Origin of the sequence: Shewanella sp. MBTL60-007 (assembly GCF_019654915.1) — a bacterium.
GTDB lineage: Bacteria > Pseudomonadota > Gammaproteobacteria > Enterobacterales > Shewanellaceae > Shewanella.
Genome location: NZ_BPET01000067.1, coordinates 1 through 19,378, shown reverse-complemented (window position 1 = coordinate 19,378; position 19,378 = coordinate 1). Strand labels below are relative to the sequence as shown.

The 19,378-nt window shown below is 44.0% G+C and carries 17 protein-coding genes; 3 read left to right on the top strand and 14 right to left on the bottom strand.

Annotated elements, in window-relative coordinates:
* Positions 1-410: 410 nt before the first annotated feature.
* A complete protein-coding gene (locus K5Q92_RS20655; protein ID WP_259649651.1) occupies positions 411-4,910 on the top strand; it encodes an SslE/AcfD family lipoprotein zinc metalloprotease in 4,500 nt (1,499 codons plus the stop codon).
* 77 nt (positions 4,911-4,987) lie between these two features.
* Here K5Q92_RS20655 and blaOXA read toward each other — a convergent pair whose 3' ends face one another.
* On the bottom strand, positions 4,988-5,803 hold the full coding sequence (gene blaOXA, locus K5Q92_RS20650) for a class D beta-lactamase (protein ID WP_220770754.1): 816 nt from the start codon (positions 5,801-5,803) through the stop codon (positions 4,988-4,990).
* A gap of 76 nt (positions 5,804-5,879) precedes the next feature.
* Positions 5,880-6,659, bottom strand: coding sequence for a TSUP family transporter (locus K5Q92_RS20645; RefSeq protein WP_220770753.1), 780 nt, complete (start codon positions 6,657-6,659; stop codon positions 5,880-5,882).
* 122 nt (positions 6,660-6,781) lie between these two features.
* Between K5Q92_RS20645 and K5Q92_RS20640 the strand changes: the two genes are divergently transcribed.
* A complete protein-coding gene (locus K5Q92_RS20640; protein ID WP_220770752.1) occupies positions 6,782-7,684 on the top strand; it encodes a LysR substrate-binding domain-containing protein in 903 nt (300 codons plus the stop codon).
* A 4-nt stretch (positions 7,685-7,688) separates the two neighbouring features.
* Here the strand turns inward: K5Q92_RS20640 and K5Q92_RS20635 are convergent, their stop codons facing one another.
* The 6 genes from K5Q92_RS20635 to K5Q92_RS20610 all read right to left on the bottom strand — a co-directional run bounded on the left by K5Q92_RS20635 (position 7,689) and on the right by K5Q92_RS20610 (position 13,257).
* Positions 7,689-9,662 carry an NERD domain-containing protein kinase family protein gene (locus K5Q92_RS20635; protein ID WP_220770751.1) on the bottom strand — a complete coding sequence of 658 codons (1,974 nt, stop codon included), beginning with the start codon at positions 9,660-9,662 and terminating at the stop codon, positions 7,689-7,691.
* A gap of 103 nt (positions 9,663-9,765) precedes the next feature.
* Positions 9,766-10,152: a ribonuclease E inhibitor RraB gene (locus K5Q92_RS20630; RefSeq protein ID WP_220770750.1), complete on the bottom strand. Its 387-nt coding sequence runs from the start codon at positions 10,150-10,152 to the stop codon at positions 9,766-9,768.
* A gap of 19 nt (positions 10,153-10,171) precedes the next feature.
* On the bottom strand, positions 10,172-10,402 hold the full coding sequence (locus K5Q92_RS20625; RefSeq protein ID WP_012155868.1) for an RNA-binding S4 domain-containing protein: 231 nt from the start codon (positions 10,400-10,402) through the stop codon (positions 10,172-10,174).
* A gap of 70 nt (positions 10,403-10,472) precedes the next feature.
* Positions 10,473-11,006 carry a GNAT family N-acetyltransferase gene (locus K5Q92_RS20620; RefSeq protein WP_220770749.1) on the bottom strand — a complete coding sequence of 178 codons (534 nt, stop codon included), beginning with the start codon at positions 11,004-11,006 and terminating at the stop codon, positions 10,473-10,475.
* Between the two features lie 31 nt (positions 11,007-11,037).
* On the bottom strand, positions 11,038-11,316 hold the full coding sequence (locus tag K5Q92_RS20615; protein WP_220770748.1) for a peptidylprolyl isomerase: 279 nt from the start codon (positions 11,314-11,316) through the stop codon (positions 11,038-11,040).
* Between the two features lie 108 nt (positions 11,317-11,424).
* Positions 11,425-13,257 (bottom strand): DUF885 family protein, encoded by a 1,833-nt coding sequence (locus K5Q92_RS20610; RefSeq protein ID WP_220770747.1) that lies wholly within the window; start codon positions 13,255-13,257, stop codon positions 11,425-11,427.
* A gap of 74 nt (positions 13,258-13,331) precedes the next feature.
* Here K5Q92_RS20610 and K5Q92_RS20605 point away from each other — a divergent pair, with 74 nt between their 5' ends.
* The gene (locus tag K5Q92_RS20605) at positions 13,332-13,838 is read left to right on the top strand and encodes a diguanylate cyclase domain-containing protein (RefSeq protein ID WP_220770746.1); all 507 of its coding nucleotides are present in this window, start codon (positions 13,332-13,334) and stop codon (positions 13,836-13,838) included.
* 87 nt (positions 13,839-13,925) lie between these two features.
* Here the strand turns inward: K5Q92_RS20605 and K5Q92_RS20600 are convergent, their stop codons facing one another.
* Genes K5Q92_RS20600 through K5Q92_RS20575 form a run of 6 tightly spaced genes read right to left on the bottom strand, consistent with a single transcriptional unit; the run spans position 13,926 to position 18,877 of the window.
* On the bottom strand, positions 13,926-15,173 hold the full coding sequence (locus tag K5Q92_RS20600) for a lipopolysaccharide assembly protein LapB (protein WP_220770745.1): 1,248 nt from the start codon (positions 15,171-15,173) through the stop codon (positions 13,926-13,928).
* A gap of 2 nt (positions 15,174-15,175) precedes the next feature.
* A complete protein-coding gene (locus K5Q92_RS20595) occupies positions 15,176-15,796 on the bottom strand; it encodes an energy transducer TonB (protein WP_202721487.1) in 621 nt (206 codons plus the stop codon).
* Between the two features lies 1 nt (position 15,797).
* On the bottom strand, positions 15,798-16,202 hold the full coding sequence (locus tag K5Q92_RS20590; protein WP_108947027.1) for a biopolymer transporter ExbD: 405 nt from the start codon (positions 16,200-16,202) through the stop codon (positions 15,798-15,800).
* Positions 16,203-16,215: 13 nt separating this feature from the next.
* A complete protein-coding gene (locus K5Q92_RS20585; RefSeq protein WP_220770744.1) occupies positions 16,216-16,740 on the bottom strand; it encodes a MotA/TolQ/ExbB proton channel family protein in 525 nt (174 codons plus the stop codon).
* A complete protein-coding gene (locus tag K5Q92_RS20580) occupies positions 16,740-18,095 on the bottom strand; it encodes a MotA/TolQ/ExbB proton channel family protein (protein WP_220770743.1) in 1,356 nt (451 codons plus the stop codon). The genes K5Q92_RS20585 and K5Q92_RS20580 overlap by 1 nt, the downstream gene beginning before the upstream one ends.
* Positions 18,095-18,877, bottom strand: coding sequence for a DUF3450 domain-containing protein (locus tag K5Q92_RS20575; protein ID WP_220770742.1), 783 nt, complete (start codon positions 18,875-18,877; stop codon positions 18,095-18,097). Before K5Q92_RS20575 ends, K5Q92_RS20580 begins: the two co-directional genes overlap by 1 nt.
* Positions 18,878-19,378 lie beyond the last annotated feature (501 nt).

Below are 19,378 nucleotides of genomic sequence, written 5' to 3'. Positions count from 1 at the left end.
AGACAAGGTAACGGGCAACATTTAATAGCCTGTGACTCCGCATCACAATATTGAGCTTATTAAAGCGATTGCACAAAACATTTTAGTGGATTAAAACTCGACTAATCAGTGCTACCGATATGCCCAAATTTAAACCATATTTTATATATTAATTATTTAGTTACCTAAAAATACCGTTATGAATTTCACTGCAAAATTGAGATAATACTCAGTCTAGTTTTAGCGATATTTAGGAAATCACTTAAGTTTGTTACTCAGCAGTCGCCTTGAGTTTTCATCCTCCCCTCTCTTCCTTAACGCCATAAACCTACTGTTAACACTCGTTCTAATCGGAAGCCATATTCTCTAAAACTTATTCGAGGATAGATTTTAGAGAAAGCAACTTTGCTTGTGGTTATTGAGAAAATAAAATGAAAAAACTGATCCTTGCTGTGATTATCAGCAATCTGTTGGCGGGCTGTTCCGAGAGCGATAGCCCCCAAGAGCCATCAAATCCGTTACTCGATATTATTGATAACGCACTTTGCGAAAATCAATTTGGAGATAAGCTGTCTAGCGATGAGTATTTCTTCTGTAGTACCGATGCAGAAGAGAATGTTGGTGACAGTCAGGCATTAACAGCTAATACCTACCAAAGTCTCGAACTTTGCCAATCTAACCTGAACGGCGTGATTAGTGAGCGCGAAATCTACACTAACAATCAGTGTTTTACAGGTACGGTTCAGAGTATTCCTCCTACCGATCTGATCCCAGCTAAGCAGACTTATCAGGGTAGCTTACTACTGAGTGGCAAAAAGTTATCAGGTCATATCAGCTGTAACGGACAAACATTAGGTCATAGTGGTATTTTCACCTTTAAAGATGGCGATAACGTCAGCTGTACATACGGCTCATTAGAGCTGTTAAACAAAGATATTCCATTACCTGATGGCTGGACTCGAGACAGTCATAATGCGATGGCTCTAGACATGAAAAATGACTGGGCACATGCAATTAGCGTCACAGATGCTTCGAAAGTGATGAGTAAAGTAAGCACCTGCCCGGCTCTCACCGATGAGATCTGCCTTGACGAAATTGACAGCTTTGATGTTTCCCCTCTATTTTCAAACGGCGATGCTGCTGACATTGATGCTTTTTTAAATCCACCAGCAGCCGAAGAGACCGATGAAATCGATAAGGCGCCAAGCTCGCACGTTGATAGCAGCTTGACCCCTGAAGTTTCTGCAGGCGCTAAACCTGACATCAACGCTGACTTCGTGTCGGCCTCAGCAGAAGATGCCTACAGCTATCAACCGAGTGAAGACGCTCTTGTTCTGACTGATAGTGTATTAACCGACAGTCAGGGCAAACCGATAGCCGGCGTAAATTACTACACCAAGTCTTCAAGAGGAGTAACTGACGCGAGCGGTATCGTGTCTTACATTTGGGGAGAGACCATTACTTTTGGACTCGATACCTTTACCTTTGGCTCAGTAAAAGGAAATCAGGTTGAGTACACACTGGCCGATGTGTCTGAAAATGAAATTGTAAAACAAAACATTGATGCGCTAATCAGTCGTTATGCCACCCAAACAGCAGACAGTGTCACTTTTGGCGCGAATGTACATAGAGTGTTTGGCCAGTACCCGAACGTGATTAATGAGCTCATTAATCTCAACCTACCAAATGGTGCAGAGATCGAGGCCAGTGGTTACTTTGTACCTGACGAATTTAACGCACAATTCAGTACAGGCCTCGCCCAAATAATTGACACTGAATTAAATTTAAATCCAAGTGCTAGACACCATATCAGCCCTCTTTTGCAAAAAGGCGGCTATGTTACTGATACCCTACAGCAGCTTTATACAGGTGTTGACGAGTTCCACGTATTTCACGATAACTCTGCATTCTATGGCGAGGTGGGTTTCGCGCGTTTTATGCGCTCAATGAACACATCAAACACTGCCTTCCCAGTGTTAATGCCACGCAATGACGTTAACTACTGGCTACCATTTGGTTCAGAACAAGCCTATAGGCGAGATGACGGTTTCCCTTATGTTACTGATGCTAAGACGATAGATGCGAACTCTGACGTTATTCTAAAGCGCCCAGAAACCGTTGGGAAAGACACCGCTACCTATAACTTGCCCGTTATCACCGCAGGTGAAATTGGACAGGGTAAAGTGGTATTTATGGGCAACAGCATGTACCCCAACATTCTCAGTAAACCTGATAGTTACTGGGCCGGTGGTGAAGAGGCGGGTAAAGACAATGGCAGCATGCCTAAATTCTTTATGAATATGTTTACTTGGTTTACTGCCGAATATGCCAATGGCCAAACTGCCATTAATGTCGGTTCAAACATCGATAAAGTGTGGCAATCCAACGTCAATTACAATCAGACTTATGACTTTTTTATCGATGAGTCCTATCGTCTCAACCTGGAGCCGCTTTCATCGGGTAGTTACGATGGCTTAGATCCTAAAACAACGCCAGTGTTAATCCTACAAGCCTATGAAACGGGGCTCTTTGGCGACGGGATGAGCGTTAAAGTCCTTGCCGATATCACTAAACCTTTACTTTCTGCGGCAGATATTACCGCATTGATTGAGTACATTAATGCTGGCGGCAACGTTTTATTTATGGATGGTATCGAGCAATTAAACCCTGAGCCAATTGCCCGTTTAGCCGATACAGCTGGTATATCGATAGGCGGTGCCAACCTCGCAATAACGAGACAGGCTTACTGTGGCGAAAGCTATTACTGCCAAGCACCATACCCGAACCCACGCGCAAGCTTTACAGGTACTCTCGTTACCTATGAGAAGTTTGATGATATGTCCAAGTTTGTCATTAACCAAGATGGTACGGTGACCTTTCCATCTCCAATCGACAAACCAAAGTTTGGTATTGCTGAATATAAAACAGTGGACAGCGATGGCAACGAGCACAATAACTTCGCATTTTACGGGGTAAATACTGAAGCTGAGCGTTTAGCCGCTGTTGCCAAGATTCAGGCGGCCTTTCCAAAAGTAAAAGAGTGTACTGACAGCAGTTATGACTACGAAATAGGTTGTATTGAAACCCGTCAGGGCCATGGCTACACCACCGGACATAGATACTACAGACCTAGGTTTACTCGCTACGAAATCAGTCCTGATGTAGTGAGCACTATGGTTAAAGCCGCTAATCTCGGCGGTAATGTTGAGAAGCTATATCAACATGAAATCTATTATCGCAGTAAAGGTAAAGAGGGAAGCCGTTTGTCATTGAACGAGCTAAACCAAACTTATGACAACCTGTCTATTTGGTTTTGGAATGACGAACAATATCACTATAACCCTGCAGTGCAGGATGAATTAGGCTTTAAAAAAGCCACTGAATTCTTGAACTGCTATACCTCAGACGTGCATCAGCCAGATAATGCCTGCGCGACTGAAACCCGAGAAAAATTATTAAGCTATGGCATGTTAACCCAAAGCGGTGAACTCAATCCAAGCTATCCATTAAACTACCAAGAAAAACCACTAACCCGCATTATGCTTGGTCGCTCATTCTGGGATAACGACATCAGTGTCGATACCTCAAGCTACCCAGGTAATACTGGCGCGACAGGTGGCAATGCCAAGGTCAATATTGAAACATTCAATAACGCCGTTGTGGGCACTGCTAACAATATGCAATCAACCGGATTGTGGGCTGTTAAGCGAGGTGTAGTCACCGTTAGTGGTAACCATGACGCAACGATCACAGTGGCATTGGTGGATGATGTAACAGGTAAGCATGAGCACGAGTTGGCATTGAAGCGCCCTCCTCGTGTGCAAAAATCTTGGTACCATAAAGCTGGCACTACCACTGAGATTATTGCGCCATATGGCGGCCTTATCTATATAAAACCGGCTAACACAGATACCACCAATAACGTGGAATTTAACTTTACCGGGGTACTGGAAGCATCACTATGGAAAAATGGCCAGTGGCAAAATCCTGTCAATCCAGATGTTCCGCTAGCTGAAATTGTAACGGGTCACTTTGTTTACACCACACCCGTTAACAACGTTGCCGATACCAATATTCAAGCATTTGCAGATGGAATGAACGACTTCGCTGAAAAAGCCAGTGACTTCTATGCTAGAGATAACAGTGAAGGCAATATGCGTTTTACTGGTGAGCTATTACCAGAGCATAGCCATCGATTTGTGAATGATGTACAGATCTCAATTGGCGCAGCTCATTCAGGCTATCCAGTGATGAGCACAACTTATAATCGCAACTCAAATGTGATCCCAACAATACCTGATAATGATTGGTTGTTGTGGCACGAGGTGGGTCATAACTTGGCAGCCGCGCCTTTTAATGTGAAAGGTGCGACTGAGGTGGCTAATAACTTGCTAGCTCTGTATATGCAAGATCTGCGTGACATGGGCAAAGGCAGTATGGACCGAGTTAAAACCGACATTCAAAAAGCCCCAATGATGATAAGTCGTGATAATGGTCATGTATGGAGTCATGGTAATGCTGGGACGCGTTTAGTGATGTTTGCTCAGCTAAAAGTCTGGGCTGAAACTCACTTCAAGATTGCAGATCATTTTGCTAACCAGTCAATCCCAGATTATTACGGTGAAGATGAAGGTTGGAATATGATCATCATGATGCATCACGAGGCAAGAAACTCGAACCCATCTTGTTCTATTAACAATCCCCTTGGGCTAAGTGAAGGCGATCTGCTGATGGCCTGTACCTCTGCAGTCTCGGGTTACAATCTAAAGAGCTTCTTTGAGGCTTGGAATCCGAGTGAAGTCTCTGTGGTCACGGCCGATGGTAGCCGTGACTATGAAGGGGGGATTACGGCTAAAGGCATTAGTTACCTTGAGTCATTAACCCTAACCGAACCAAAGATAAAACCTGAAGCCATTGATTATATTAATTAAGGTTTGATAGTTAAATAACAAAGCCCCTTAGCTTAATACTAAGGGGCTTTATTTCTGGACCGAATAAACAAATCCAATTACGGCTCAACAGGCAACGCCTCGATTGACTGCATAATCTCTCGCACTATCGCTTCGCGTTTATAGAGATCTTTCATTCTGTTTGGAGTATCAATGTTAAGTGCAAAATAAACAGGACCTGTAGGCCATTCAACCCAACCGACCCACCAGCCATATCGGCCCTGCCAACCGGTTTTTGCCCTCAATATCCAATCTTTACCGACCTCGTTAATCATAATATCTTTGACTAACAGCTGGGCAGACAATTCAAAAGGCAACTGGTTACGGTATAAGGCTTGCAGAAATTCAACTTGCTCGTTCGCCGAAATGGCAAGCTTGCCATCGATCCAGTAACTGCCACGGTCTTTGATGACTTTTTCAAATGTCGGATCGGCATTACCGTAATCGATTAAGGTTAGATACTCTTGGGCTTTAGTCTCACCCAGCTGCTTTGCAAAATTGTCATAGACCCACACTGCGGAGTATCGCATGGCTGAGCGCAGGTTCTGATCTTGATTGTGCGGCGAGAAACCTCTTTTTACTCCATCCCATTTGAATGTCTGAAATTCATCCTTAACCAGCTTGGCATCCAAAGCGAATAGCGTGTGCGGAATTTTGTAGGTCGATGCAGGTGACAATCGACGCTGAGCTCGTTTGCTATCAACAACCCAAGTCTCAGCTTTTCCGCCGCGTTCATCACGCACCACTATCGTGCCTTTGGCATCATAATGATCAAAATATTGTTGCCAATCGGGGCGTTCATCAAGTGCCGCCGATACATTAAAAGGCGTGATGACCAAGACCGATAACACAATACCAAAACCACAGAAAGGCATGGCCCTGCAACTCATCCTTAAATTTGTATAGAGAGATTTAAACACTTTTATCAAAAGTTCATCCTTGAAATATCCTTTATAACCATGCAAACAGATCGTACTGAGCCGATAGCAGCTTAACACTCATGGCTATCGACATTATCACCACTAGCGGTTTAATGATTTTAGTACCTTTAGTGAGCACAAGACGTGACCCCAGTGTTGCACCTATCGCTTGGCCGATAAGCATGACTCCACCCAACATCCAGAACACTTTGCCTCCGATAGCGAAGAAAATAAGTGAGGCGATATTAGTGGAGAAGTTGAGAATCTTGGCGTGAGCCGTCGCTTTTGCCAGACCATAACCTGCGAGGGTAACAAACGCGAGGGCAAAGAAGCTCCCTGTTCCCGGGCCAAAGAAACCATCATAAAAACCAACACCAAGAGCCGCAGTAAAAGCAAATAGGCTTGGGGTCAGCAGTTGCTGTTTATCTCCTTCACTGATTTTTTTAGAAAACAGGAAGTAACCACCGATGGCTAACATCAAGAATGGCAAGAACACCTCTAAAAATGCGGTATCGATCATCTGAACCGCTATCGTGCCTAATGCCGCTCCCGTAAATGCACTGGCAATACTGAGCTTCATATCGCTGAGCTTTACCATGCCTTTACGCACAAAATAGAAGCTGGCAAAAAAACTACCGCCACAAGCTTGAAGCTTGTTCGTCGCTAACGCCACGGTTGGAGGAAGGCCTGCCCATAGCAGTGCCGGGATGGTTAGCAGCCCACCACCTCCTGCAATCGCATCGATAAAACCGGCCAACATGGCCACAAAAAACAGCAGTGCGATAAGCTCAAAAGTAAGATCTAAGGTCATGATTAAATAGACTGAAAAATTAAGTGTCGTTATTAGACGTGGTTTGCAGTTAAAACGCAAAGGAGTTATTGTTCCATCTGAGTGAGATTTTCTCACGCAAAAACACGATTAAGGCAAACCTAATGTACTCACATCTTCCCCCTCTTAATGCACTGAGAGCTTTCGAGGCATCGGCACGTCTCATGAGCTTCACCCTTGCTGGCAAAGAACTATTTGTCACTCATGGTGCCGTAAGTAAGCAGATTAGGTTATTGGAAGACTATGTTGGAATGCCGCTGTTCATTAGGCAACATCGCAGCCTCAAACTCACCGATGAGGGCGAACGCTACTTTATCAATGTGCAAGCAGCATTGCAGACGCTTAATAATGCCACGAGTGACTTAATCACCCAGCCACTTCGTACCCAAACCTTAGCCATCAACGTATTACCTAGCCTAACCATTAGCTGGCTCATTCCAAGGATGGAGGAATTTAAATCTCGCTATCCACACCTCTATGTGGATCTGTCTATCGGTGATTTTGAGGTGGACTTTAACAAGGTCAATTACGATATCGCCATTCGCAGCAGCACGACAGTGCCTAAGGCTGCAAATGTCATAACCTTAATGGATGAGGACTTATGTTTAGTCTGCGCTTCTGAGTTAGCAGAGCAACTCCAAACCCTTGATGACATCAACTCGATGACGCTATTGCAACACACCACTCGCCCTGGGTTATGGCAACTTTGGGCCAAGAGCATGGGCTTGGAGCTAACAACAGAGAAAAAGTTTGGTGTTGAGCATTTTTATATGCTCAGCCAAGCCGCGGTCAGTGGTATGGGAGTGGCGCTTATTCCACGCTTCTTCATTGAAGATGAACTCAAATCAGGCAAGCTAGTGTTCCCATTTGGTGCCGACTTTAACGCGAAGTTCACTAGCCCCTATCGTTACTATTTACTCACGCCAAAATCGAGTAACCTGCCGTTAAAAGTGCAATCCTTTATCGACTGGTTACTCGAACTGTTTGCGCCATATCGGCATGAATAAATACTTAGAGGATCTCCTTATCCGCTAAATCAAACATCTCTAGGTAATTCATTCCCGAATGCACGCTCAAGTCAAAGTTAAGCACTTTATAACAAACATCATAAAGTGCTTCACCAAACCATTCGCGATCAAAAGCTTCTAGTGCCTTAATCATCCCTTGCTGACACAAATCGCCCTTCAAGCTATCAGGTGCCATGGCATCGATAAAGCTAGCGACAAGGCCGTAAAGGTCTTTTTCAGCGTCACCTTCAACTTCCCACAACGTTGGATCAGCATACTGACAAGCGTAATGACTGGCCGCAATATCAAGCCCAACCCCAAAGTTAACCAGTATTGCCTTATTTGGATTACAGATAATATTTTTAGGGCAGATTGCACCATGATAGATATCCATCTGATGCATATACTGCAAACCCGTTAACAGCTGAGTAAACCACATTAAGGGCTGGCCAAGTTGGATATCCTCTAGATCGTCAATCGATACCCCATACTCCCAAGCTCTAGCAATGAATAGCTTCTCGCTTTGAGGCAGTTGCCCAAAGGCGAGTACCTTTTCAATATGAGGATGATAAACTTTGGCTAAGCTGCGATAGGTATTACTTAGCATTGGCCAGTTTGCTTCAACCTTACTGTAGATTGAGATACCACACTGATATTGCCCCTGCATATGAGTTGCTCGCCAGAACTGGCTCGTTTCGGTAGCAGCAATAAACTGCTCTAGCCTAAAGTGATGATCGATAATCGCACCGGCCGTAATTTCAACTTTTTCCGGTACCGTATCGCACACGCCATGATCGATTAGTGCTGACAAGTCACTACGCAGTGCATCAAGATCTGTAGTGCTACCAACCACAGCCTCGCGATACCATTGATAAATTCTAGGCTGCTGAGTCTGTTCAGCAATAGCGAGAAAGCCTTCGGCGTAGGCCTTGATATCTTCACTCGTACTCACATTATCTTTAATATCGATAAACTCGACATCTCCCATATCAGACACAAAGATACAGTTACTTGTCCAGCCTCCCACAGTAAAGCCGCGGCGATGGATCTGCTGTAACCCTGTGACGCTTCGTCGAAGTATTTCAAGTAGTTGGTAAGTGGTCATCTGCTCAGACTCGAGCACATTGAGCGGTACACCGCGGGGCATACGGATAGGCAACACTAACTGCTCACCATCTTGAATAAGCGGCGCACAATAGGGAACACCACAACAACCAGAAAGAGATTGCAGACGCAGGAACTCTCGCCTTAATTGTGCCTCATGAGCCTGAGACTGCTCACTGTCAGTAAATTGGGTAGGAATGAGCACCTTCAACAGCCAAGGCGCAGTCCACTCGCCAGGATTATATTCAGCTTGCCAAACTTCGAGACCACTCTGAATAAACAGGCACTTGAGCTTAGTAAAGTCTTGGATCTTATTATTACGCTGCTCAACGATTGCCACCTGACCTATGGTTTCGAGTACCAGCTCTTTTTGGGTATCGGTGACTTGATGCTTTTTCGGGGCAGTGAGTCCCCACTCCGTTGTTAGCGCAGCCACAATCTGCTTTGGGGTATAGATACTGAGCGAGCCTTGTTGTTTTTCAAGCTCAATCTCTTCACCTTTACGGCCGGTAACAAATACCATGCCTTGGCACCAAGGCGCATAGACCCCCACGGGAATTTTGTGCTTGACGTTACCGGCCAAAACACGGGCAACATAGTTTGCCTTGGCAAGACTGTTATCCACCTCGCGACCATCGAGTGACCAAGCGTGCAAGCCTGCATCTAATCGGCCGATATAGCCCTTTACATCAACAACGTACACACCCCACTCGCCAATAACAAGCGCATCGACCTCCATGGCTTGACCTGATTTAGTTGGGATCTCAACATTGGTTAGCAGGATATAATCTTCTGGTAGTTCATCGGCTAGCAGGGAAAATGCCCAACGCTCAGCATCGTTAACCGGTGTGCCAAAACTTATCATTCTTGCCATTCTTTTCTCCTTCGGTGGCAATTAGCTATCCGTATTCTTAACTTTTGGGCACAAAAAAGCCACTAATATAAGTGGCTTATTTTGAAAAGATTTTTAGCTTATTTTAGTGCTTACAGCCATCGCCACATTCATGCGCATCGTCAGCGAAATCATCATCGCCCTCTTGATGCTGCATCACGCCCCAACCATCGGTAACACCACCGAACTCTTGGGCAAATTCGTGCAAACTAATCTCTTGCTCTACAATTGCATCGTACTCAGGAACCATGTTTATGCAAACAATCAATTCCCACTTACCCGAGTCATCGTTGAGTAGTAGTTCAACTTCGCCTTCAAGATCAGATTGACCAAGCTCTTCAAGTGCGGACTCTGCATCGCGCTGATCTTCAAAAACTAAGAAGAAATCAACATCAAGGGCTGCTGATAAGTCGATACCGGCATCAGCCATCGCTTCAAGCATTTTGCCATTGTCATCATCTGGAAACTGCATGTTTATCCTCTCTTCTTAGTTACTCAGCAATAATTTTAACGCTTTCGCCGTTAAAACTAACCACTTCACCTGCAATCACTTTCTTGCGCTTGCGGGTTTCAACTTCACCGTTAACGGTTACTTGTCCTTCAGAAATAACGTGCTTGGCTTCGCCACCTGCACTCATCATTCCTTGGACTTTCAATACTTTGTATAATTCAATGTATTCTTCACCTGACTTTAATGTCAGTGTTGGAGTATCTGCACTCACTGTATTTCGCCTTAAATAACTAGAATTGACGGCATTATAGCACTCAATTTATCCTGCGAGTGCATGGTTTCTAACACCTTTGTGCAGCCAATAGTCCATAAATGCAATCATCAAACCATTGCTCGCCAATTTTGCAGTTTTCACGCAGCAAGCCTTCACGCACGAAACCACATTTTTCCAACACTTTAGTTGAAGCAATATTTGGCTCCACACAATAAGCTATAAACTTATGTGGTTTATAAACTAAGCAAGCCCAATCAACGATTGCTTGTAAGGCCTCACTAGCAAAACCTTGACCTTGAGCATCAGGATGTAGCATATAACCGACCTGCAGTTGCTGCATTTCAGCGTCACTATTTTGCAAACCGATAAAGCCAACAAAGTCTTGGCTATGCACCTGCTCAATAACAGTAAGTAACCACTCGCCTTCAACAAACTCTTTGCTAGTTAATACACGCTCAAACTTTTGTCGTATAACGGCTTCTGGTTGAGGCTTACGTACAAACTCATTAAGTTTTTCATTTGAGTGAGTATATAGAAAGTTGTCCCAATCACTGGCGACTACCGTTCTTAACCTTAATCTATCGCTATACAGTTCGAGCATGTTGACTTCCTCTAGAGTAGCAATGGCTAGATTAGCCTCTGCTTGTTACTTCTAGTAGGTGGTAACCGAATTGAGTCTTAACAGGACCTTGAACTTCGTTCAACGGTGCGCTAAATACCACTTCGTCAAACTCTCTCACCATCATACCTGGGCCAAATGAACCTAAGTCGCCGCCTTGAGCCGAAGATGGGCATGATGAGTTAGCTTTAGCTACGTCGCCAAAATCAGCACCATCAAGGATCTGCTGCTTAAGTTCTAGACACTGCTCTTCGGTATCTACTAGTAGGTGTCTTGCAGTTGCTTGTACCATGGTTTTCTCCAAATATTAAATGTACTGCCTTTAAGGCAAAATAAAACCCAGCCAGTATATACCATTCTTTATGGCGTATCCCAGCTGGGTTATTACAGATTGAGTAAGTTACTTCAGTGAAGCAATCCAATCGTTCACTTTTAGCTCCATCACTTCCATTGGCAGCGAGCCAGAGGTTAACACCTGATCGTGATATGCCTTTAAGTCAAACTTATCACCCAACTCTTTTTCAGCTTGTGCACGCAGTGACAGAATCTTTAATTGGCCAACTTTATAGCTCAAGGCTTGGCCAGGGATTGCCATATAACGCTCAACTTCCGCGATAATGTCAGACTCTGCCATTGGCGAGTTATCTTTCATATACTGAATCGCTTGCTCACGAGTCCAGCCTTTAGCATGCAGGCCGGTATCTACTACTAAGCGCATAGCGCGTAGCATCTCATCAGACAACTTGCCAAAGTATTGATATGGGTCGTTAAACAAGCCCATCTCTATGCCTAAGTACTCAGCGTAAAGCGCCCAGCCCTCTTCGAAAGCCGTGTAACCACCAAAGCGCTGAAACTCAGGCACACCAGTCAGTTCTTGCTTAATGGCAATCTGGAAATGATGTCCCGGTGCAGCTTCATGCAAAGAAAGTGTTGTCATGCCCCACTTTGGCTGCGCCTTTAAGTTATATGTATTGATGTAGAACACGCCCGGACGAGAGCCATCAACCGCTGGAGCATCATAGGATGCGCCTGCTGCAGATTGCTCTCTAAAGCTCTCTACTGGTTTTACCACATAATCGGCTTTTGGCATCACATTGAAGTACTTTGGTAGCTCAAGATTGATCTTATCTTTAAGCACCATGTAGCCATCGATTAAGCCTTGACGGTCACTGAAGAAATACTGGGGCTCTGAAGAAAGTGATGCAAAAAATGCCGTTAAATCCCCTTCAAAGCCAACTTGAACTCGCACTTTATCCATTTCAGATAAGATCCGCGCCACTTCATCTAGGCCCACTTTGTGGATCTCATCCACAGGCATAGTCGTTGTCGTATGGGTGTTTGCTAGGTGCTGATACCATACTTTACCGTTAGGTAGTCCCCACCAACCGTCAGTTGCACGTGACGACTTAATGTAGGTATTTTGAAAGTAATCACGCAGTGAAGTCAGCTCTGGTATCAACTGCTCGCCAATTAACTTGGTGTACTCTTGGGTGATAGCTTGTTTATCTTCATCAGAAAATGACTCAGGCATCAGGTTGATTGGCGTATAGAATAAGCTGTCATTAACGTTATCAACAAGTTGAGCAGTCAACTGAGGAATAATACGCTCTACAAGCACGCGAGGCAGCACAACCTTACTCTCGATACCTTCGTTCATGCGCACCTGCGCAACCTTCATCCACTCAATAAACCCTTGCAGGCGGTTCAACCAATTCTGGTAATCTTCGACCGTTTTAAAGGGCTGAGCGCTCTCACCACTGCCAAGCTGAACCATGCTGATCACAGTGCTATAAAATTGATTCATCGGCATGAAGTGATTAGGGAAGGTTTCGTCAGCCAATGCAACATTACGGTCATAGGTGAACATGTCATAACTTAGCTTTAGTTCACTAGGTAGCTGATCACGATCTATTTTTTTCACTTCCTTTAAATAACGAGTATTCAGGTTGTGTCGCTGGGTTAAATATTCATTAGATAGACCGTCACCGAATTGATCGTTATAGTCATTCACACCAACAAATGTTGCGTAGATAGGCTCTAACTTCAATATGTCTTTAAAGTAGTTATCTACCAACTGCAAATAAGCTTGCTGTGCAGACTGACTCTCAACCACTTGCTCTGTTGCTTGTTGCCCTGTTTGCGCTGATTGTTGGGTTTGCTTACTCTCAGTTTCACCACAAGCTGTTAGCCCTAAGATTGCGCCAATAGACAACGCCAGTACCGCCTTCCTCATTTTATTATTCCTTTTATTTATTGTTAGTGCTCTATCTTTTCTATACTTAACACCAGAGATATAAGGAGCCTTTAATGATCTATTCATTCAGTAACTCTGGCTTTAGGGATCCAGAAACAGGGGTATATAACCAAACCTATTTTATGGAAGTATTTAACCGTGAATGGCATCGCCATATCCGTGACCATCAGAGTCTGGCCTTATTGTATCTATGCCCACACATTCATGAAACTATTTCTCAACCACAATTGTTAGAATTATTCATGAAGCAAGTACAACAAGCACTTTTACGCTCAACAGATCTACTTGCAAGGCTCGATAACAATGCGTTCGCACTTGGTATATTTGAAGTCGATGACACTGGTGCTCATGTGGTTATCGATAGATTAGAGCAGACTATCGGGGATTTTAACCATAACCTTAAACAGCAGCATCATGGCGAAATAGAGTATGAACTTGGCGGCTGCGTTTGTCGGCCAAACAGAGACTTATACCTAGATACACTATTTGAAACCGTAGAGCGACATACCGAGCAGATGCGCTTACCTAAAGCCACTGAGCACAGGCTTATTCACCTATAACATCCTTGACGATAACGGCTAGAGTTATATGCAAGTCACAGCGACAAAAAAAGCCCCTATACAGGGGCTTTTTTACGGCTTATTAAATTAAAGCGTTACGTTATGAACGCGTGCCTTTTCTTTAATGTAAGCAAGGTAGCTCTTAGCTGAACGTGCTGTTTTCTTATCATCAGCAGCAAGCTTGGCATACTTATATGCTGTCTTGTACTGTTTCAAATTGATATAAGATAACGCCAATTCAAACTGCGCTTCACCTGGATTCTTAATACCAGCGTCTAACGCCTTCTTAAGAGCGGCGATTGCTGACTTATGCTTGCCATCTAAGGCAAGAATACGTCCCTGTCTCAAATACAGCTTACCAGCATTATTAACAGCAGCCGCTTTACCATAAGTCTCAGCAGCTTCTTTTAGCTCCTTAGCATTATGGTAAAAACCAGCGAGGATAGTTAAGGTCTTCTCATCTTCCTTAATTAATCCTGACTTCATATGCTTAGTATAGATTTGCGATGCACGGTATGGCGAACCATTCTGTGCAAGTAGCTGGGTCAAACGAGTAATATTACCCGCTGTCTCCAAAAATCCATTCATATAAGCTAAGTCATAAGTCGCTAGTGACTTTGTATAGTCCTCTGTCATCAGATAAAACTGAGCTAGCTGAACCCAAAGGCGCTTGTCATCAGGGAATATTGGTACCATGATTTCAAGTACTTCAACAGCTTGCTTATACTGCTTCTTGTTAAAGTAAGCCGTAAGCTTCATCTGGTACAAGCCTTTGTCAGGCTTTTCAGAAAGAGCTATGCCCTTATCTGCAACAGATAGTACTTTGTCCCACTGCTTCTGTTCTGAAAGTGCAATACCTATACGCTTATAGACTTGCGGATCTTCTTTACAGGTAAACTCCATCCACTTGTAATACATTGGGATAGACTCTTTAAACTTCTTCTCTCCAATCAGGAGATCAGCATAGAGTCGTAGAGTTTGCGCGTGGTCAACGCCGCCTAGGATATCTGCATCAACTGCAGACTTAAGGTACTTAACAGCCGTACCCATCTGTCCTTTTTCCGCATAAAAGTTACCTAACATACGGTCAATATAGGCTTTATCGAAATCATTCTTTGGGTTCGCTTCTAGAAGAATTGCAATCGCTTCATCCACATTACCTTCGGTATATGCCTCAAAAGATCTTTGCACTTTCTTAGACGCGCTTTGACCAACAGCTTTCGATTTACGCTTTTCAATCGCACACTTTTCAGCGGCTGCGGCTGTAGGAACAACCGCTACGCTTCCACCTAAACAAAGTAATAAAGCAGCAGCAATAGTATTAACTTTACGCATAATTATCTGCCTCCTTTGTCTAGTGTGAAATCAAGTTGGACTGTCATGCCTGGTTGCTTAAGGGCTTTACCGTCAACAATCTTTGGCTTGTACTTCCACTTTTTAAGTGCACGACGTGCTTCTTTATCAAATAAGCGCTTAGGCTCCGCCTTGATGACTTTAACGTCTTCAACACCACCTAATTCGTTAATCGTAAAGCTAAGTTGTACCCAACCTTCTTTACCATCACGTGCCGCTTTAATTGGATACTGAGGCTCGATTCGAACGATAGGTGTTGCGTCACCATCTCGCGTCATCATGTTGCCTAGTTTAAAACCAGTGTTTGCACCACCAGCTTCAACTCCACCCATGTTAAATGACATATTTGTATCAATGTCAGATGAACTATCTGGTGGCGTAGTATCCGGTTTTGGCGGCTGCTCTGGGGGTGTAGGCGGTTTAGGCTTAACCCTTGGCTTTTTCTGCGCTGATGCGTCATCTCTGTTCATGGTAATTTCAATGACAGGAGTCTCTGTCGAGGTATCGTGGCGGGTTGGACCGCCACCTACCAAGAAAGCCATGAAGACAAACAAAGCAAAAGTCACAGCAGCACCAATTATCAGTGATACTATTCCTCTCAGCATATTATTCGTTCCCCGCCGATACAGATATCTTATCGATACCTGCAGCTTTAACGTTATCAAGGACCTTAACCACTAAACCGTGTCTAGCTTCTTGGTCTGCTTGAATCAATACTGCAGCCTCTGGTGCTTCTGCAAGCATACGCTCGACGTTTGCAGTTACACGCTCGATATCAACTTGACGGTTTTCCATCATGATGATGCCGGTCTTGCTCACACCAATAAAGATGTTAGCAGAAGGCTTCTTAGTCGCTTGTGATGCTTCAGGCTTGTTATAGTCAAGACCTGATGGCTTTACAAACGATGTTGTTACAATAAAGAAGATAAGCATGATAAACACGATGTCTAGCATCGGGGTCATATCGATCTCTGCTTCTTCTTCTACGCTTGAATGCTTTCTACGTGCCATGTTCAATCTCTCTCTAGTGGTGAGGCATGCTGTCTTTTAGCTTTGCTAAACTGATTTTCATTTTTGCATCTAGACGTGTGCTAAAGAATACGCCTGATAATGCTGCTACCATTCCCGCCATTGTCGGCATGGTCGCCATTGAAATACCAGCTGCCATCATACGAGCATTACTCGTCCCATGAACTGCCATCACATCGAACACTGAAATCATACCTGTTACGGTACCTAGTAGACCTATCATAGGACAGATTGCTACTAAAGTTTTGATAATCAGCATACGTGCAGTTAAATCTTGCTTCGCTTGGGATACCCAAGCTTCACGGATGCGGTGTGCATACCAAGAGGTTGAATCCTCTCGTGCTTCCCATGCCGTAATGATTGCTTTGTGCTCTTTTGGAGATACCCAATTTAGATACCAGTAGCGTTCAAGCATCAATACCCACATAACAAACAATACACCAGCCACTAACCAGAGGACGTCGCCTCCGGAGGCCATGAAGCCCCTGACGGAATCCCAGATATCCATCAGGAATAACATTAGTCTTTCCTCTTCTCAGCGTGCGCTGCCACAATGCCAGCACTTTGCTCTTCAAGTACTTGTACAATAGACTTGCTACGTGCGATAACCACTGCATGCATAAGCATTAGAGGTAGTGCTGCAACTAGACCTTGAACCGTTGTCATCAGTGCCATAGAGATACCACCAGCCATTAGCTTAGGATCACCAGTACCGAACAACTGAATGCTTTGGAACGTTGCAATCATACCCGTTACTGTACCGAGTAGACCCATCATAGGCGCGATAGCCGCTAGAACCTTGATGATTGAGATGCGTGACTCAAGTGCTGGTGTTTCTTTCAGAATCGCTTCGTCAAGTTTTAGCTCTAGGGTTTCAACGTCAACATCTTTGTTATCTTGGTAAGCTTTAAGTACACGACCTAATGCGTTGTTACCTGGATTATCAATGTTCTTGCGCTGAGCCTTAACTTTAGCACCAACAACACCTAGTGTGATTAGACGCTCGATAGAGATAAGTGCACCGAGTGCTAGTAGAGCCATAATGATGTAACCGATGGTGCCACCCGCTTCAATACGTTCTTCAATCGTTGCTTTACCAGTGAAGATGTTAAGTAGCGTGCCTCGGATCGGGTCGATATAAAGCTTTGCAGCTCCTGAAGATGTCGCTTCAAACGCAGCGATCGGCTTAGTTTGGTAGCCGTCAGGTTGCTGTGAAAGTTCCTGAACTAGACCAAGGTCTGCGTTATAAACAACATACTTACCATCGGCTAAAAGGTTAAATGCACCGACACGAGTAATAGTCGTGTTAGTCACGCTACCATCGATACCAGTAACAGAACCTTCGAACTTAACAACCTTTCCAGACTCAGCCATTTCAAACAGCTGCTCTTCCCAGAAACGCTCTAGCTCGTCAATTTTTGGAAGTTGCTTACGTGCACCTAGATCTGCGATAAATACATCACGACCTGGGTACTGTGCAGAGATGTTAGAACCCGCTAGCTTACCAGCGAAGTCGCCCGCATCACCTTTAACAACACCAAACATTTCACCCAAGTCACCTTGAGCTGTTTTTAAGTCTTCTTCTAACTGACCGATTTTACGCTCGTTATCCAAAAACGCTTGGTTTAAGTCTTTACCGCGTTGACGTTCTGCCGCTAAAGCATCCTTTTCACGCTTCAGCAGTGCAGCTTTGTCGCCACGTTCATTTTTAAACTCTTGCTCACGCTTCGCATTTGTCTTAGATGCATTGGCACGCTCGACTTTTACTTGATTAAGCAGTTGATCGATAGTTTTAGGTGCGTCTGCAGCATGAGCAATACCGGCCGTTAATGACAGGCTCGCAGCAACGATTGCTGTAGTGATAAACTTCTTCATTATTGTGCAGCCTCCGCAGCAGGAATTGGTAACGAGAATAGATCCGGTGCACCCTGTTTACGTGCAATTCGAATACCTTTAGTTAGTTCGCGTAGGTAGCTATCTTCTAACTTATCCCAGCCTTTAGTTTCATCGTTATACATCCAAGCTGACTTGCCGTCTAAGCTTTGAGCATATAGCGCAACACGGCCAAGGTTGAAGAAGTCTACGAGTACTTCTTTACCATCTAGCTCTAGCTGACCAGTCTTAACGGCAACGAAACCGCCATATTCACGTTCAATTGAGTATGCATCTAGGATTAGACGATACTTTTCTGCCAGAGTTACCTCTGCACTGTTTAGTAGATTTTTTAGGTTTTCAACACGCGCAACACGAGTTTCAGTGTTAAACGGAAGGTCAAGAGCAACAAACTGCTCTAATGCATCAACCATCTTGAACATCAATGGCACTACGCCTTGACGTAATGCATCAACGCCGTTGATGTCATCTTGAATAGATTTCATGGTAGCTTCTTGGTCTGCAACCAGACCTGCTACGTAGTCGTTATAAGATTTTAGTGATTCACGTTCATCAGCAACTGAACCGTACTCGAACAACATGTCCTGAGCCTGGTCAAAATACTTATCGACTTTCTTTTGAGATGTTGCGGCTTCCGCGTGAATTTTAGCGTCAGCTTTCTGAACATCAGAAAGAGGATCGGCAATCACTAAGTTGCTGCCTGCTAAGGCTAGTGCGCCAATGAGCGCTGTAGCGATTTTTGTTTTATTGCTTACCTTGGACATAGTTCCCAACCAATTTGAAGTGATTAAAAAAGCTTTAACTTATCGACAACAGGGTGCGTACGCTTATTTTGCTTTAGTTCCCTATTGCCTAAGCCTGTCTTTCTATTGTGATTGTTAATTATTATCTTCCCTTTTCTACATCTTCGAGGATGTAGACCCGCTGGCATCATTTCACAAAATGTTGACCTGTGTCAACATTTGGAAACAGCAAAAACTATCAGAAAACGAGCTTAAAGGATGGAAAACAATCAGAAGTGACTTTTTCAAGGTAAGTGTGTAAAAGAAATTGAAAACAACAAAATGCGGCACTTCAAACAAAACACGCAAGTAACTGTAAAAAAAGGAAAAATGCAAAGATGGTGCACCGGCCAGAATTTAACACTTTATTAACACCAACTGGTATAACCAGTAAATAATTTACTTAAAATACACGCTAAATTAGCCTGATTGACAACGTCTAGCTGGTAAAAACATTAAACTGACCGCTATTTTAATAGTAGT

Excerpts from the sequence above, each read along its gene's own strand:
- K5Q92_RS20655 (WP_259649651.1), top strand. The coding sequence starts at position 411 with ATGAAAAAACTGATCCTTGCTGTGATTATCAGCAATCTGTTGGCGGGC.
- blaOXA (WP_220770754.1), bottom strand. The coding sequence starts at position 5,803 with ATGCCTTTCTGTGGTTTTGGTATTGTGTTATCGGTCTTGGTCATCACG.
- K5Q92_RS20645 (WP_220770753.1), bottom strand. The coding sequence starts at position 6,659 with ATGACCTTAGATCTTACTTTTGAGCTTATCGCACTGCTGTTTTTTGTG.
- K5Q92_RS20640 (WP_220770752.1), top strand. The coding sequence starts at position 6,782 with ATGTACTCACATCTTCCCCCTCTTAATGCACTGAGAGCTTTCGAGGCA.
- K5Q92_RS20635 (WP_220770751.1), bottom strand. The coding sequence starts at position 9,662 with ATGGCAAGAATGATAAGTTTTGGCACACCGGTTAACGATGCTGAGCGT.
- K5Q92_RS20630 (WP_220770750.1), bottom strand. The coding sequence starts at position 10,152 with ATGCAGTTTCCAGATGATGACAATGGCAAAATGCTTGAAGCGATGGCT.
- K5Q92_RS20620 (WP_220770749.1), bottom strand. The coding sequence starts at position 11,006 with ATGCTCGAACTGTATAGCGATAGATTAAGGTTAAGAACGGTAGTCGCC.
- K5Q92_RS20615 (WP_220770748.1), bottom strand. The coding sequence starts at position 11,316 with ATGGTACAAGCAACTGCAAGACACCTACTAGTAGATACCGAAGAGCAG.
- K5Q92_RS20610 (WP_220770747.1), bottom strand. The coding sequence starts at position 13,257 with ATGAGGAAGGCGGTACTGGCGTTGTCTATTGGCGCAATCTTAGGGCTA.
- K5Q92_RS20605 (WP_220770746.1), top strand. The coding sequence starts at position 13,332 with ATGATCTATTCATTCAGTAACTCTGGCTTTAGGGATCCAGAAACAGGG.
- K5Q92_RS20600 (WP_220770745.1), bottom strand. The coding sequence starts at position 15,173 with ATGCGTAAAGTTAATACTATTGCTGCTGCTTTATTACTTTGTTTAGGT.
- K5Q92_RS20595 (WP_202721487.1), bottom strand. The coding sequence starts at position 15,796 with ATGCTGAGAGGAATAGTATCACTGATAATTGGTGCTGCTGTGACTTTT.
- K5Q92_RS20590 (WP_108947027.1), bottom strand. The coding sequence starts at position 16,202 with ATGGCACGTAGAAAGCATTCAAGCGTAGAAGAAGAAGCAGAGATCGAT.
- K5Q92_RS20585 (WP_220770744.1), bottom strand. The coding sequence starts at position 16,740 with ATGTTATTCCTGATGGATATCTGGGATTCCGTCAGGGGCTTCATGGCC.
- K5Q92_RS20580 (WP_220770743.1), bottom strand. The coding sequence starts at position 18,095 with ATGAAGAAGTTTATCACTACAGCAATCGTTGCTGCGAGCCTGTCATTA.
- K5Q92_RS20575 (WP_220770742.1), bottom strand. The coding sequence starts at position 18,877 with ATGTCCAAGGTAAGCAATAAAACAAAAATCGCTACAGCGCTCATTGGC.